The 15,670-nt window shown below is 41.8% G+C and carries 16 protein-coding genes; 15 read left to right on the top strand and 1 reads right to left on the bottom strand.

Annotated features, from left to right (window positions below; genetic code table 11):
• Nucleotides 1-7 precede the first annotated feature (7 nt).
• The 14 genes from FY557_RS09410 (at nucleotide 8) to FY557_RS09340 (ending at nucleotide 13,450) form a co-directional block, all read left to right on the top strand.
• Complete coding sequence (locus FY557_RS09410) at nucleotides 8-124, top strand: N-acetyltransferase (RefSeq protein ID WP_228451754.1); 117 nt, start codon at nucleotides 8-10, stop codon at nucleotides 122-124.
• A 125-nt stretch (nucleotides 125-249) separates the two neighbouring features.
• Entirely contained in the window at nucleotides 250-432 is a 183-nt protein-coding gene (locus FY557_RS20340) for a hypothetical protein (RefSeq protein WP_228451753.1), read from the top strand.
• A 227-nt stretch (nucleotides 433-659) separates the two neighbouring features.
• Complete coding sequence (locus tag FY557_RS09395) at nucleotides 660-2,270, top strand: Na+/H+ antiporter (protein WP_149246992.1); 1,611 nt, start codon at nucleotides 660-662, stop codon at nucleotides 2,268-2,270.
• Between the two features lie 133 nt (nucleotides 2,271-2,403).
• Nucleotides 2,404-2,715: a hypothetical protein gene (locus FY557_RS09390; RefSeq protein WP_149246991.1), complete on the top strand. Its 312-nt coding sequence runs from the start codon at nucleotides 2,404-2,406 to the stop codon at nucleotides 2,713-2,715.
• Nucleotides 2,716-2,724: 9 nt separating this feature from the next.
• A complete protein-coding gene (locus FY557_RS09385; RefSeq protein ID WP_149246990.1) occupies nucleotides 2,725-3,312 on the top strand; it encodes a Crp/Fnr family transcriptional regulator in 588 nt (195 codons plus the stop codon).
• Between the two features lie 443 nt (nucleotides 3,313-3,755).
• Entirely contained in the window at nucleotides 3,756-4,622 is an 867-nt protein-coding gene (locus tag FY557_RS09380) for a pirin family protein (protein ID WP_149246989.1), read from the top strand.
• Between the two features lie 299 nt (nucleotides 4,623-4,921).
• Nucleotides 4,922-7,048 carry a type IA DNA topoisomerase gene (locus FY557_RS09375; protein ID WP_149246988.1) on the top strand — a complete coding sequence of 709 codons (2,127 nt, stop codon included), beginning with the start codon at nucleotides 4,922-4,924 and terminating at the stop codon, nucleotides 7,046-7,048.
• 134 nt (nucleotides 7,049-7,182) lie between these two features.
• Nucleotides 7,183-7,965, top strand: coding sequence for an alpha/beta fold hydrolase (locus FY557_RS09370; RefSeq protein ID WP_149246987.1), 783 nt, complete (start codon nucleotides 7,183-7,185; stop codon nucleotides 7,963-7,965).
• Between the two features lie 33 nt (nucleotides 7,966-7,998).
• Nucleotides 7,999-8,421 carry a PaaI family thioesterase gene (locus FY557_RS09365; RefSeq protein WP_149246986.1) on the top strand — a complete coding sequence of 141 codons (423 nt, stop codon included), beginning with the start codon at nucleotides 7,999-8,001 and terminating at the stop codon, nucleotides 8,419-8,421.
• 262 nt (nucleotides 8,422-8,683) lie between these two features.
• Entirely contained in the window at nucleotides 8,684-9,028 is a 345-nt protein-coding gene (locus FY557_RS09360; protein WP_149246985.1) for a phage holin family protein, read from the top strand.
• Between the two features lie 484 nt (nucleotides 9,029-9,512).
• Complete coding sequence (locus FY557_RS09355) at nucleotides 9,513-11,507, top strand: S9 family peptidase (RefSeq protein WP_149246984.1); 1,995 nt, start codon at nucleotides 9,513-9,515, stop codon at nucleotides 11,505-11,507.
• 315 nt (nucleotides 11,508-11,822) lie between these two features.
• Nucleotides 11,823-12,278, top strand: a complete 456-nt coding sequence (locus FY557_RS09350) for a hypothetical protein (protein ID WP_149246983.1) — start codon at nucleotides 11,823-11,825, stop codon at nucleotides 12,276-12,278.
• A 3-nt stretch (nucleotides 12,279-12,281) separates the two neighbouring features.
• On the top strand, nucleotides 12,282-12,770 hold the full coding sequence (locus tag FY557_RS09345; RefSeq protein ID WP_149246982.1) for a DNA-deoxyinosine glycosylase: 489 nt from the start codon (nucleotides 12,282-12,284) through the stop codon (nucleotides 12,768-12,770).
• Entirely contained in the window at nucleotides 12,767-13,450 is a 684-nt protein-coding gene (locus FY557_RS09340; protein ID WP_149246981.1) for a hypothetical protein, read from the top strand. The genes FY557_RS09345 and FY557_RS09340 overlap by 4 nt, the downstream gene beginning before the upstream one ends.
• A gap of 171 nt (nucleotides 13,451-13,621) precedes the next feature.
• Here FY557_RS09340 and FY557_RS09335 read toward each other — a convergent pair whose 3' ends face one another.
• A complete protein-coding gene (locus FY557_RS09335) occupies nucleotides 13,622-14,314 on the bottom strand; it encodes an AIM24 family protein (RefSeq protein ID WP_149246980.1) in 693 nt (230 codons plus the stop codon).
• A 198-nt stretch (nucleotides 14,315-14,512) separates the two neighbouring features.
• Between FY557_RS09335 and queA the strand changes: the two genes are divergently transcribed.
• Entirely contained in the window at nucleotides 14,513-15,562 is a 1,050-nt protein-coding gene (queA, locus tag FY557_RS09330; protein ID WP_149246979.1) for a tRNA preQ1(34) S-adenosylmethionine ribosyltransferase-isomerase QueA, read from the top strand.
• The last annotated feature ends 108 nt before the right edge of the window (nucleotides 15,563-15,670 follow it).

Below are 15,670 nucleotides of genomic sequence, written 5' to 3'. Positions count from 1 at the left end.
TAAGCTGGTGGCTTACGCCCGGGAAAACAATCTGAAAATCGTTCCGCTTTGTCCGTACGTTCACGCGCAATTCAAACGTCATCCGGAAGAATACAATGATGTCTGGTTCAAAGAAGAAGCATAAAATATAAAGCCCATTAAAGCCATCAAGCGAATGTGACGGAAAAAGTCTATGCTAATTTCGGACATTCTATTAATCAGGAGGAAATTGAATTAGCGAATTCTATTATTTTTAAATAAAATCGATTTATGAAAATCACAAGAATCTTTAGCGATGAAAAGGGCGGATCTCACTTCGAAGACATAGAAATTCCATTAATCAATCAGGGGCAAATCGGCTCTTTATCAGAAAATGTTTCCGTTAAAAAACTTCAATTCAGAAAGGTTTCCGCTGAGTATGATTACGATTTTCATCACGCTCCACAAAGATAGTATATCGTACTTTTAGATGGAGGAGTAGAAATCGAAACCTCGTTAGGTGAAATCAGACAATTTCAAACGGGAGAAATTCTTTTGGTAGAAGATATTTCAGGGAAAGGTCATAAAACCAAAAATCTTGAGAAGAAAGAGCGAACTTCAATTTTTATTCATTTGTAAAAAGTAAAAAGTAAATTTGCTGGGCATCCGGCATTTTCACCCAACATTCAATAATAAAAACTATGCACGAACAACTTCTTTTAATTCTCGGACTTTTAATTGTCGTCATGCTTCTGGTCATGCTTGCACAGCGCATCAGAATTGCCTATCCTATATTTTTGGTATTGGCAGGTTTGGGAATCAGCCTGATCCCCGGAGTTCCGGTTTTACAGCTGGATCCGGATGTTATTTTTCTTATTTTTCTGCCGCCACTGCTGTACGAAGCCGCCTGGTACACCTCGTGGAACGACTTCTGGAAATGGAAACGTACCATCGGATTACTGGCTTTCGGACTGGTTTTTCTGACATCTATTGTGGTAGCATTTGCTTCCCAGGCCTTGATTCCGGGATTTACACTGGCAATGGGATTCCTGTTGGGCGGAATTGTTTCTCCACCCGATGCCATTGCGGCAACAACCGTTTTAAAGGGTCTGAAAGTTCCGAAACGTACCATTGCAATGCTGGAAGGTGAAAGTCTGATTAATGATGCGTCATCGCTTATTGTTTTCAGATTTGCATTGGCAGCGGTGATGACAGGGATGTTTTCGATGCAGGAAGCGACGGGGCAATTCTTCCTTGTGGCTGGAATGGGCGTTGTGGTTGGAGTTGTGGGGGCACACATTTTCTATGCCATTCACCGGTTTTTGCCGACAACTCCCGCGATTGATGCTGCATTGACGGTGATTACGCCTTATGTTTTATTTTTGGGCGCAGAACATTTTCATTATTCGGGAGTGATGGCTGTGGTAAGCGGCGGATTGTTCATGTCGTTCCGTTCGCACGAAATTTTTAAAACCGGGATGACGAGAATCAATATGACCGGCGTCTGGAATACGTTGATTTTTGTTATGAATGCGCTGGTTTTTGTTTTGATAGGTTTGGAACTTCCTGATATTATCAACGGTTTGGGTAAAACTTCTGTGATGGAAGGTATTAAATACGGATTAATCATCAGCTTAATTGTGATTGTGGTGCGTCTCTTATGGATTTATCCTGTGGCACATATTCCAAGATGGCTGAGCAAAAAAGTAAGGAAAGACCCGAGCCCGGGATGGAAAAACCCTCTGATTATCGGCTGGGCAGGCATGCGCGGCGTTGTTTCATTGGCAACCGCTCTGTCTATTCCTGTGATGATGAATAGTGAAACGGCCTTTCCGATGAGGAACCTGATTATCTTTATCACGTTTGTGGTCATTTTCGTGACCCTGGTTTTTCAGGGTCTGACGCTTCCGTTGATTATTAAACTGACGAAAATCGGTGAGCTCGATCCGGTTCTTCCGTCTCACGAGCAACAGGCAAGTATCCAGATCAGGTTGGATAATCTTGCAGTGAACCGTCTGAACGAAAAATATCACTCTAATCTGGAAACCAACAGCCTGGTGGAGAATTTTAAGGATACGGTTGAAAATGATATTATCCAGCAGCAGAGTCATCTGGAATCATTGGAAATGTGCACCAACAGACGGAATGACCTGAATGAATATCATGAAATTATGCTTGATATTTTTGCATTGCAAAGAAAGGAACTGTTTAAAATTAAACGGGAAAAAGAATTCAGTGATGATGAAATCCGGAAAGCAGAATCCCAATTGGATCTGAATGAACTTAAAATCACCGGAAACAAACATCTGTAATACAGGCCAATTTTCCAGCCCCGATAGGAACGGCATCCTTTTTTGCAGATGGAATGAATGGAAGGCTGGAAAAAAGATACAGTGGATAGCGGGAATCAGCTCCTAAAAAATAAATCGATATAACAGTTAAAAGATGAAAACATTAAATTTTTTAGTAATTGGAAAAAATCAGGAAATTCTTGAAACGTTAAAAAGGATCATCGAGAATAATGAAGGCTGGAAAGCGGAAATCCGGAGTGATGAAACCGTGTGCCCGGATTATATCAAAGAAAATGAGGTTGATATCGTTCTGCTGAGTTCCGGGTTGGATGAAAAATATGAAAATGAGATCAAAGTTTTTTGTTCAGCTCTCGGTAAAGATGTGAAGGTAATCGACCATTACGGCGGGGGAAGCGGGCTTCTGAAGAATGAAGTTTATTCACTTTTTCCTAATTTGCAGCCGTAAAATAAATATATGTTCCAGAATATCATCAAAAACATCTCGCGATTTGTCAGTTTAACGGCGGAGGAGGAAAAAATTTATGAAGATTTGCTAAGGCTGCAGAAATTCCCTAAGAAAACACATCTTCTGCGCGAGGGAGAAATTTGCCAGTTCGAGGGTTTTATAAAGGAAGGCTGCGTACGGACTTATTACCTTGATGAAAACGGCTTTGAAGTAACGCTTCTGTTTGCCGTTGAAGATTGGTGGATCACAGATATTGATTCGTTTAACAACAAAACGCCTTCCAGGATTTTTATCGAAACCCTGGAAGATACCGAAATCTATATGCTGGATCCGGAAACGAAGGAAGAACTGCTTGAAAAGGTTCCTAAGTTTGAAAGAGCCTTCCGGATGATGATGCAGCGCTATGTAGTGACGCTTCAGAACCGCTTGGTAAATACGATTTCCCAGCCTGCAACGGACCGTTATCTGGAATTCATCAGGGTGTATCCTACGATTCCGCAACGGGTAGCGCAGTATTATATTGCATCGTATCTCGGGGTTTCCAAGGAGTTTGTAAGTACGATCAGAAAGCGTTTAGCGAATAGAAGTAAAGAATAATATACGCAGAATTCCACTCTTATGGAGGGGTGGCGAAATTTTGAAGGATTTTTGACGGATGGTCATTAGATGCAATAACTTCTTGTTCAGTCTTTACACAATAATAAGTTGTACGAGAGAAAATTCCTGACATCACATGGATTCGATAATATTTAGTTTGTTTTCAGTAAGTTAATAAGTGGAAAAAATAAAAGATAATCAAAGTTTTAAATAAAATTCACCTAACAGAATCATAAATAAGATCATCTGATATTTGAGACCGTTGCCGGATGTTAACAGAAGAAACTTCCAGCATCCGGCTTCCCTCTTCCAGCCTCTGCCAGATTTCCGCTTTGAGTATACTGTTATCTAAAAAAAATCAAATTTATTAAACCAGTTAAATGAAATACCATTTTCGTGGTCTTACCTTTGTTTCATTAAAAACGAATAAATAACTAACCGATATGGACCGTAAAGATTTTTTAAAGAAAGGATTGCTGGGGACAGGAATGTTCGTGACCTCCGATAACACAATGAAAAATGAAATTGATGAGATTCAACCGCTGGAACCGATCGGATATAATCACCTGCCGGATACGGATTCGAAAATCAACGATCATTCTGTGATTCATAAAGCGGATTCGCGCAGTAAGGCCGATCACGGCTGGCTGGTGAGTAACCATACCTTCAGTTTCGGCAATTACCACGATCCCGAAAGAATGCACTTCGGCGTGCTGAGGGTTTTAAATGATGATGTCGTGGAAGGCGGAAAAGGCTTCGGAACCCACCCGCACGACAATATGGAAATCATCAGCATTCCTTTGGAAGGCGACCTGGAGCACAAAGACAGCATGGGCAACACGGCCGTCATCAGAAGCGGCGATATCCAGGTGATGAGTGCCGGAACGGGAATCATGCACAGCGAATACAATAAAAACCAGGATCAGCCGGTAAAATTCCTGCAGATCTGGGTCTATCCGAATAAAAGAAATGTCACTCCGAGATACGATCAGATTACTTTGGATAAGACAAAAGGTCAAAATCAGTTCCAGCAGATTCTTTCGCCAAATTCCGAAGACGAAGGCGTATGGATCCATCAGGATGCATGGTTCCACTTAGGGAATTTTGAAAGCCATACTGAGGCCCTTTACGAAATTAAAAAAGAAGGAAACGGCGTCTATGCGTTCATCATTAAAGGAAGTGCAGAAATCGAAGGGCAGCAAATAGAAGAAAGGGACGGTTTCGGCGTTTGGGATATTTCGGATCTGAAGATCAAAGCCACTTCAGAGAATACGGAAATTCTTTTGATGGAGGTGCCGATGATGCTGTGATTTAAATCAAATTTTTATACCTACTACAAATGAGCTCTCTTTTAAGGGAGCTTTCTGTTTAAGAAAAGTATCAGGCAATCCTTTTCATAAAGCTGTATTACATCTTCAAAAACTGTACTTTTAAATCAGATTTAAAAAGAAAACATATTGTCTTTACAGCCATTAGCAAACGTTTGAATACGAAATAGAAATCTGATGACTTTTCAATTTAGTCGGATAGTTAATCATCTGTTTTTAACAAATTAGCAAATTCCAAAAAAAATCCCGATTTTTGCCCTCTTCAAAATCCCGAGAACTTCATGAAACTTTGTATTGCCGAAAAACCCAGTGTTGCCAGAGATATTGCCAGAGTATTGGGCGCGACGACGCCGAAACAGGGCTATATGGAAGGAAACGGCTATTGCGTGACATGGACATTCGGACACCTCTGCACCCTCAAGGAACCGCACGATTACGGTCCCCAGTACAAATCCTGGAACCTTTTTCTGCTGCCGATTATTCCTTCTAATTTCGGGATTAAATTAATTCCGAACAAAGGCGTTGAAAACCAGTTTAAAGTGATTGAAAGACTGGTGGAAGAATGCGATGAGGTCATCAACTGCGGGGATGCCGGGCAGGAAGGAGAGCTGATCCAGCGGTGGGTGCTGCAGAAGGCAAAATGCAATAAGCCCATTCAGCGGCTGTGGATTTCGTCCCTTACCGAAGAGGCGATTAAAGAAGGTTTTCAGAAATTAAAGCCTGCTGAAGATTATAAAAATCTTTATCTCGCAGGGAATGCAAGAGCGATCGGTGACTGGCTGTTAGGCATCAATGCGACACGGCTTTTTACCAAGAAGTTCGGCGGAAACAAGGCCGTTCTTTCCATCGGAAGGGTACAGACGCCTACATTGGCCATGCTTGTGCAGCGCCAGAAAGAAATCGATGCTTTTACCACCGAAGAATATTGGGAACTGAAAACCAAATACCGCGACGTGATCTTCAATGCAGCGATCGACCGCTTAAAAACGTTGGAACGCGCCGAAAAAGGCTTGGAATATCTAAAGGTAAATCTTTTCGAGATTGTTTCTTTTGAAATTAAGGAAGGCAAAGAGAAGAATCCGAGACTGTTTGACTTAACGGCCCTTCAGGTAGAAGCCAACAAAAAATACGGCTATTCTGCGGAGAATACGCTCAACTATATCCAGAGCCTTTACGAGAAAAAGCATGTTACCTATCCAAGGGTAGACACAACCTATCTATCCGAAAGCCTGCATCCGAAAATAGAAGGCATTCTCCGGAAGATGTACTTCTATCAGGAGCTGATCGCGCCGCTGCTGGAAGCACCCATCCCGAAATCAAAAGCGGTTTTCGATGATGCAAAAGTCACCGACCACCATGCCATTATTCCGACGGAAGTTCCGCCTTCCCAGAATCTGAGCCGTGAGGAAAAGCTGGTGTACGATCTCGTAGCGAAACGTTTTATCGCCGTTTTTTACCCGGAATGTAAGATCTCGAATACGTTGGTGGAAGGAAAAGTAGGAACGATTCCTTTTAAAACCAGCGGAAGACAGGTTTTGGAACCGGGTTGGAGAGCCGTTTATGCCAAAGAGCCGAAAGAAGAAACCACAGACAAAGAAAAAGAAAAGGAAGAGGAACAGACCATTCCTGAGTTTATTGTAGGAGAAACCGGGCCGCATGATCCGATGATCCATCAGGGGAAAACATCGCCGCCGAAACCTTATACCGAAGCGACTCTTCTGAGAGCTATGGAGACTGCGGGAAGACAGGTAGAGGACGAAGAGCTTCGTGAAATGCTGAAAAATAACGGCATCGGAAGGCCTTCGACCCGCGCCAACATCATCGAAACGCTTTTCAAACGGAAATACATCGAGAAAAAAAGGAAAAACCTGATCGCGACCCAGACCGGAATCCAGCTGATCGATACCATTGAAGACGAACTGCTGAAAAGCCCGGAACTGACCGGAGAGTGGGAGTCCAAGCTCCGCAAGATCGAAAGCGGGCAGTATGAAGCCAACCTGTTTAAGGAAGAGCTGATCCAGATGGTGACGGAACTTACCAAAAAAGTGGTGGACGGAAAAGGAAAGGTAATTTCCCTGGAAGAAGAAAAAGTTGAAGTTGCCAAGGAAAAGAAAAAACGGGAACCGGCCGCAAAAAAAGAGCTGGCATCCTGGGAAGAAACCCAGTGCCCGAAATGCAAAGCGCATCACTTACTGAAAGGAAAGACGGCGGTTGGCTGTTCGGATTTCAAAAACTGCGGCTTTAAAGTTTCTTTTGAGATCTTCGGCAAAAAACTGTCGGATAAACAATTGATGGACCTGGTCGTGAAAGGGAAGACTTCAAAGCTGAAAGGCTTTACCTCACATCCGGAAACTTTATCCGAAGGAATTCTTTCCATGGACGAAAATTTTGCCGTAGTTCTTGCTTAATTGCAATCGGAACCATTCTGTCTCTTTACAATCAAAATCTGCGCAATCTCGTTCATCTGCGTGAGAAAAAAAATGATAAGTCCTCTAATACGGGTAAATTTCCTACCTTTAATCTCAGCTAAAATTTTCACAGCATGAAAAAAGTAATCGGGCTGATCATCCTTTGTTTCTGTACGCTCAGCTTTGCTCAAAACTATAATTTTGGGAAAAATCCCGCTGCCGGAAAAATCCTGCACCTTAAAGACGCTGATATTTATTACGAAGTGTACGGAAAAGGAAGACCTTTATTCCTGCTTCACGGAAACGGAGGCAGCATTGACGCGTTTGCCAAAGAAATACCGACCCTTTCAAAGCATTTCATGATTATCGCGATGGATTCGCGCGGGCAGGGAAAAAGTACGGATGCTTCTAAAGAACCGCTGACGTACAGAAAATTTGCCGACGACGTAAAACTGCTGGCCGATGTGCTGAAACTCAAAAAGATCAACATTCTCGGATGGAGCGACGGCGGAAATACCGCGCTTGAATTTGCGATTAAATATCCTGCCAGAATAAATAAAATAATCACCAGCGGGGCCAATGTTTTTCCGGCCGGCGTAGGGGAGAACGAGGTGCAGTCGATGAAACGCGACGTGGCTGAAAAAACAGCCCAACAAAAACCCCAAAGTGAAATCCGCCTTATCCAGCTGATGATTGACGAACCAAAAATTACGAAAGAGCAGCTCAACAACATCAAAGCTAAAACCCTCGTGGTGGCCGGAGAAAATGACCTGATTCTCCGTTCCCACACCGGATATATCGCCAAAGAAATCCCAGACTCCAAACTGAAAATCTACAAAGGTGCGTCACACGGCGTCCCGGTCGAAAGGGCGGAAGAGCTCAGTAAAGATGTTATTGAATTCATAAATAAGCCCTGAACAGAACGTATAGATTAAATTAAACAAATTGCTATGACCCTAGAAAAAAAGCAGCTGATTACCGACAGTTTCAACCGTTCCGAAACTTTAAAATTCTACAAAGCCGAACTCCTGGAAGCGGAAACCGACTTTATCTCGATGAAAATCCCGAAAATGGACCTGATGACCCGGAAGGCCGGGATGTTCAACGGGGCCATGATCGCTTCTCTGGTCGATGTTTCTTCAGATTATGCCGCTGTCAGTCATTACGAGGAAGACTGCTATGTGGTGACGGTCGAACTGAAAGTCAATTACCTGCGGCCGGCAATCGGTGACGCATTGGTTTCAAAATCCTACGTGGTGAAAGGCGGTGCCAAAATCAGTGTCATCCGCACTGAAATTTACACCGTCGATGAAAACGGCGGATCCGAAAGTCATGTCGCGACTTCACTGGTAACGATGATGAAGATAAAATAATTTTAATGTAAGGGTGGAAGAGGGATGCCGGATGCTGGAAGTTTCCCGGTTAATCTCAGCCAATGATATTAAATTTATTTTGTGAATATCTGTATTCAGGAATGCTCTAGTTCCGAAGAGGCGGCTTACAGCACTACCGGGGGCAGCCCGATGACTGGAATCCAATATACATAACACCATTTCAATAGCCAACCCATTGTCTATTAAATTTCCCTCAGAAATGGAATACATTTTGCATACAAACCTCCGATAAAATAAACGTATGAATTTAATCATCCGCCTTCTGGTAACCGCCATTGTAGCTTATTTACTGACCTGGATTTTGCCGGGCGTGCATTTCGCAGGATTTACGGGAGCGGTGATTTTTGCGGTCGTGCTGGGCTTGCTGAACTTATTCGTAAGGCCGGTCCTTAAAATTTTGGGGCTGCCGCTTACAATTATTACGTTAGGTTTATTTACCCTCGTTATCAATGCCATTATCATTCTGATCGCGGACTATCTTATAGACAGCATGGAAGTGAACGGGTTTTTGTGGGCCCTGATTTTCAGCATCCTGCTCTCCGTTGTTACCTCTCTCGCCAATTCGATGTTTTCGGATAGCGATTGATAAAAAGAAATCAATCAATCAAAGGTTATATATCAATCAACTTGGGCGGACTTCGGTTCGTTCTTTTTTTTGACTATACTTCGGAAAAATAGGAATAGCATATTTAATAACAAAGGGTAGTTTTAAATACAGGGAACTGAGTGAATTAATAAAAGCTAACGGGTTTTCAGACCCGTTAGGTTTTGTCTTTCAGTCTTATTTTCAGTGAGTTAGTAAAGTGAAAAGTTTCGGGCATTTAAATCCGATCTGGAAAGAAATTTTATTGAGCGGATAACGAACAACTCAATTCAGACTTAGGATACTTATTTTATGATATTGACTATAAAACTTCCAGCCTCCAGCTTCCCTCTTCCGGCTCCCTCATAAATTAATCCTGATTCCCGCTCCCTGTTTTATTTTAAATAATTAACTTTGGCCATCTTTGAAATGAATAAGAACGGTGCCTTTACAACAGGGCCCCGGTCATAAAAATGAATATCAACATATGAAACTTAAGTACAGTCTGCTGGCTCTGGCAGCTCCGCTTTTAATGAATGCACAACAAGTAATGACGCCTGAAATCCTGTGGACTTTGAAAAAAGTGGGTGTACAGGCTGTTTCTCCTGACCAGTCCTCCCTGATCTATAAAGTAGGCCAGGTGGATCTTAAAACAGAAAAAACAAAAAACGAGAACTATTTTCTTAATGTTCTTAATTACCAGTCGTCCAAAATTGATTTAGGCAAGAAGGCCCTGATCCAGTGGGACAAAAACGGGATCTACGCGCAGGAAGGCGACAAGATTTTCCTTTCCGGAGACAACGGAAAAACATGGACGGAATTTTATACCGTCGGGGAAGCCGATAATATCGTTATTGCCCCGGACGGTAAAAAAATAGCCTTCAGCAAACAGGTACTGATGGAAAAAGTCATGGGAAAGGACAAATATTCCGATACCCCGAAAACCACCGCCCAGGTCTACACGGATCTGAATCACCGTCATTGGGACTATTTCAATGAAGGAAAATACAATCACGTTTTCGTTGTGAATGTTTCCGAAAAGGCAGAGGCTGCCAAAGACCTGCTGGAAGGGAAAATGTGGGATTCGCCGCAAAGGCCGTTCGGGGGAGCCGAAGATTTTATCTGGAGCCCGGATTCTTCACAGCTTTTATACGTGACCAAGCCGAAAAGCGGAAAAGAATATTCCACAAGCACAAATACGGATATTTTCGCCTACGACCTGGCTTCGGGAACAACAAAAAATTTAACGGAAACCAATAAAGGATATGATGTTAACCCGAAATTCAGTCCTGACGGGAAATCACTGGTTTGGCAGAGTATGGCGAGAGACGGCTATGAAGCCGATAAGAACGATATCAAAATCATGGACTGGAAGTCCGGGAAAACAACCAACCTCACTTCCGGCTGGGACGACAGTGTTTCAGGAGACGTTTTCTGGAGCGGGGATTCAAAAACCATTTATTTTACAGCCGCTTTCAGAGGGACCAAGCAGCTTTTTTCATTAGATCCTAAAAATGCGAAGGTTCAGCAGATTACCCAAGGGAACTTTGATGTGAATGAAATTTTTGCTGATCAGAAAAATTCGCTTGTGGTGGGAAGAACAGACATCAACCATGCGACCGATCTTTTCTCTGTAAATATCAAAAACGGAGAAATGAAACAGATCACGGAACCTAATAAAGAAGCTTACGCCAACCTGGCTCAAGGGAAATCCGAGCTGAAGATGGTAAAGACTTCCGACGGTAAGGAAATGGGCGTTTGGTTCCATTACCCGCCGAATTTCGACCCGAATAAAAAATACCCGACGCTGGTGTATTGCCAGGGAGGGCCGCAATCTGCCCTGACTCAGTTTTTCAGCACAAGATGGAACTTTGCTCTGATGGCAGCTAACGGTTATATCGTTGTGGCACCGAACAGGAGAGGAATGCCGGGCTGGGGAACAAAATGGAACGAAGAAATCTCCAGGGACTGGGGCGGACAGCCGATACGGGATTATCTGGCGGCAACCGATTATGCCAAAACATTGCCTTATGTAGACGGCGACCGGGTAGCGGCAGTAGGAGCAAGCTACGGAGGATACAGCGTATTCATGCTGGCTGGAATTCACCAGAACCGTTTCAAGACTTTCATCGCACACGATGGGTTATTCGATATGAAATCCTGGTACCTGACCACCGAAGAATTGTGGTTTGCCAATTGGGATCTGGGTTCACCATGGGAAAAACCGCTTCCGAAAGCCTACACGGAATTCAATCCAAGCAATTTCGTAGACAAATGGAACAAGCCGATCATGATCGTACAGGGCGGAATCGATTACCGGGTGCCTTACGAGCAGGGACAGGAAGCATTCCAGGCGGCAAAGCTTCGCGGACTGAAATCCAAACTGGTCTATTTCCCGAATGAAAACCACTGGGTGCTTCATCCGCAGAACGGGCTGGTATGGCAAAGGGAGTTCTTCGACTGGCTGAAAGAAACCTTGTAAAATAAAAAATGAATATTTATCTTGCGATTGAAAAAAAATCAATCGCAATTTTTTTGAAATTTTAAAATTTAATCATGAATAAAGAATTACAATGAGAACGCTTTTACTTTCTTTTCTACTTGTTTCTGGCTTGGTGTTTTGTCAGAGTTATGAATTTGATTATTTACTAACTTATCAGGCAAGGCGAATAAAGCCAGAAGTAAAAAAGCTTGATGATTATAACGTATGTGTAAATTCTAAAGATCATTCTTATGAAATGAATTCAGATATAGTTAACAAACAAAAAATCAGTTGATAAAAGATCTTAACACTAAAATGAACTATAGATTTGCTGTTCTGGAAAAAGCAGGCCGGTCCCATTTATACAATTATCAATATGCAAGAAGGTTTATTAAGGATGACGCAAAAGATAAAAGATTTGTAAATCGTATTGAAATTGAAAAAACTGGTGAAAATGCATATGTTGTAAAAGCGTATAAAAACAAAAAGGTAAATTTCATTATTGATGTTGAACTTGAAAAAGCAGATTCTGACTTGATGTATTTTCATTTGTCCGATATTTCCGAATTTACCGAAGCAAAAATTTTATCAGAGTTTAAAAGACAGCTACCGCGTGAGAATTACGTAATCAAAAAGATCAGGTTTGACTACATGAACGGGAATGTTTTTACAGAAGAATTAATGGATATAAAAACTATAGATAAAAAAATCGCATTACCGCAAGGTATACGGCAGATGATAACAGAACAGTTTAAAGATTATAAAGATTAAAAGATGTCCGACCGTATTTCATCTTTTCCGCCCATCATTGATATCCATTCCGAAATTTTAATTCTGGGATCTATTCCCGGGGTGAAATCATTGGAAAAACAGCAGTATTACGCCCATCCGCAGAACAAATTCTGGAAAATTATTTTTGAATTGCTTCAGGAGGGTTTTACCGATGATTATTCCGAAAGAATTGAGGTGATAAGAAAACACCATATCGCACTTTGGGACGTGATCGACTCCTGCGAAAGAAAAGGAAGTCTGGATTCGGAAATTAAGAATGAAGAAGCTAATCAGATCGACGAGCTGCTGGACAACCATCCGAATATCAAAGCCATTTTCTGTAACGGCGGAAAATCATACAAGAATCTGCAGAAAATGTTAGGAAAGAATTACAAAATTCCTGTATTTTTAATGCCTTCCACAAGCCCGCTGCACACGATTTCTTTTGAGAAGAAACTGGAAGAATGGAGGAAAATTAAAATGTATTTATGAAAAAACTGATACCGCTGTTCTTTATTCTATCCTTTATCCGGATTTTTTCCCAGGAATATCATTTTGATTATTTCATAAAGCACAAAGATATAAGAACCCAACCGGATCGTCAACAGTGGGTTACCGATTTTTTCTATGATTCCGCAACAAAAGCCAGGCTTGTTCTTCAGGTTAGGGATAAAAAAATTACAGGTACTATTTTTCAGAAGGATCAAAACAGAAGACATGTTTTTAATGTGATTCAATCGGGAGATCATATAAGTTTTGTATATAAACATACCAATCAATTCAAAGATAATGAAAGTAATTTCGGAGATTCCAACAAGGAAAACGTTATAAAAGCTGAGAAAATAGATTCTGCAAATTATAGAATCACTGCTTTTAAAAATTCCAGACTGAAACATAAAAAAATATCTTTGTTGGTCACGCTGGAAAAATCAGATCTGAACTATACCCATATTGGCGCAGATTATACCAGGACTGATGAAATGGAAGAAAAACTGAAAGAATTATTGGATCCGGGTTCTAAATATGTGATCAGAAGAGAACAGATCCAATATTCCTCAGGGTATTTGTTTGATAACGCTCTGACCGGCATTCAGAAAGTAGACCTGACCATTAAAATTCCGGAAAAACTTATCCTGAAAGAGTACAGTTATGGCTCTGATATTGAAGAATAAGAGCAAAACTTATGATTTTGCTCTTATTTTTGTATATGATAGAAATCCGATAATATCTGTTTAATGCTAAGTCAGATATTCATGCAATTTAATAGTCAGTTTCCGGATCTAAATGTTGGCAATAAACTTCCAGCATCCAGCTTCCCTCCTCCAACTTATCAACGCTAAATATTATTTCTCAATCCTATACACTTCCTCATAAGGCTGAATCAGCACCCATCCGTTCCCGGAAAACTTCATCTGGAACTCTTCGCCGCTTCCCCTTCCGATCAGGCTTTTCAGGGAAACGCTGGTTTTCAGTTCAGGGCTCAGGTTGCCGGACCAGGCTACCGTGGCATTCGGATCGGTGAAAACCGGTGCATCAGGCGTTACCAGTAACGTCAGCGGATCGCCGTGGGTCGTGATGGCGATGTGGCCCGTTCCGGACAGTTTCACCTGGAAAAGTCCGCCCGACATCACTCCGGCAATGCTCTTCAGCATCGTGATATCGCTTTTGATGCTTTGCTCATGCGCCAGGACATCGTTTCCGTTCACACAAACCGATTCGTTGTTGAGATACAGAATTCTTACCTTTTTTCCTTCATCCGCCACATATAACTTTCCGGTACCTTCCGCCTTCATCAGTTTGGCACCTTCGCCGCTGATGGCCTTTTTCAGTAAATTGCCGAGACCTCCGGAAAGCATGCCCTGTCTTTCGAAATTGATGTTTCCGACATAACCCACCATGCTTCCGGCTTTGGTCCATACCGACTGGTTGTTCAGGTTAATTTCCAGAAGCTGGGGTTTTTCCAGTTCGAAATAATCCCTTTCCTGCGGGTTTTCTTTCGTTTCGTTTATAAAAGCGTCAATTGAATATTTACTCATAAGGTAATTTTTAATGTGATCAAAAATAGCTTTTTTTGTCTTTATCAGCCCCCGTAAATCCACGGTTTCTTTCCGGATTTAAAATTAATTTAACTTCCGCATAAATAATACTTGACAAAGGGGTGTCTGATGTCGTATATTTGCAGTCCGAAAATTACACCTTGTAATTTCAGTAATTTTTAAACCGTAATTTAAAAAATGAAAACATCAGATTTTAATTTTGATCTTCCTGCAGAATTATTGGCAGAACACCCGTCCGAACACAGAGACGAAGCAAGATTGATGGTTCTGGACAGAAAAACAGAAACCATCGAGCACAAGCTTTTCAAAGATGTGGTGGATTATTTTGATGAAGGAGATCTTTTTATCTTCAACAATACCAAAGTATTCCCTGCCCGTTTATACGGAAACAAAGAAAAAACGGGAGCGAAAATCGAAGTTTTCCTTTTAAGGGAGCTTGATAAGGAAACCCGTGTCTGGGACGTTTTGGTAGATCCTGCAAGAAAAATCAGAATCGGAAATAAATTGTTCTTTACAGAAGACGAATCTTTGGTTGCTGAAGTAATCGACAATACCACTTCAAGAGGAAGAACCCTGAGATTCTTATTCGACGGTTCTTACGAAGAATTCCGGTCTAAATTAAAAGAACTGGGCGAAACCCCGCTTCCGAAATACATCAAAAGAGACGTTGAGCCGGAAGATGCCGAAAGATACCAGACCATCTATGCAAAAGTAGAAGGTGCCGTGGCTGCCCCTACCGCAGGTCTTCACTTTTCAAGACATTTGATGAAGAGATTGGAGATAAAAGGAATCGACTTTGCTGAGGTAACGCTTCACGTAGGATTGGGAACCTTTAACCCGATTGAAGTGGAAGATCTTTCCAAGCACAAAATGGAGTCTGAGGAAATCTTTATTGACGAGAAAAATGCCCGGATCATCAATAACGCAGTAGAATCTCACAAAAGAGTCTGCGCCGTGGGAACAACCACGATGAGAACACTGGAAACCTCCGTTTCTTCCAACAAGAAAATCTCTGCCTTCCACGGATGGACAAATAAATTCATTTATCCGCCACACGATTTCGGAGTGGCCAACTGTATGATTACCAACTTTCACACGCCGAAATCTACTCTGATCATGATGATTGCTGCGTTTGCAGGAAAAGATTTCATCATGCGTGCCTACGAAGAAGCCGTAAAAGAGAAATACAAATTCTACTCTTACGGAGATGCGATGCTAATTTTATAAAAAATAAGTAAAAGAGCCAGGTTAAAAGTAAAAAGTGATCTGAGGAAAAGTAATTTTAGCTCCGGATTTTAAAAGAATAGGAGGGTTACGATTCTGACGGGTTTAATG

It is taken from the genome of Chryseobacterium sp. SN22, assembly GCF_008329705.1.
Classification (GTDB): domain Bacteria; phylum Bacteroidota; class Bacteroidia; order Flavobacteriales; family Weeksellaceae; genus Chryseobacterium.
Note: the sequence above shows the minus strand (reverse complement) of the source record. Positions and strands in the feature narration are given on the sequence as shown.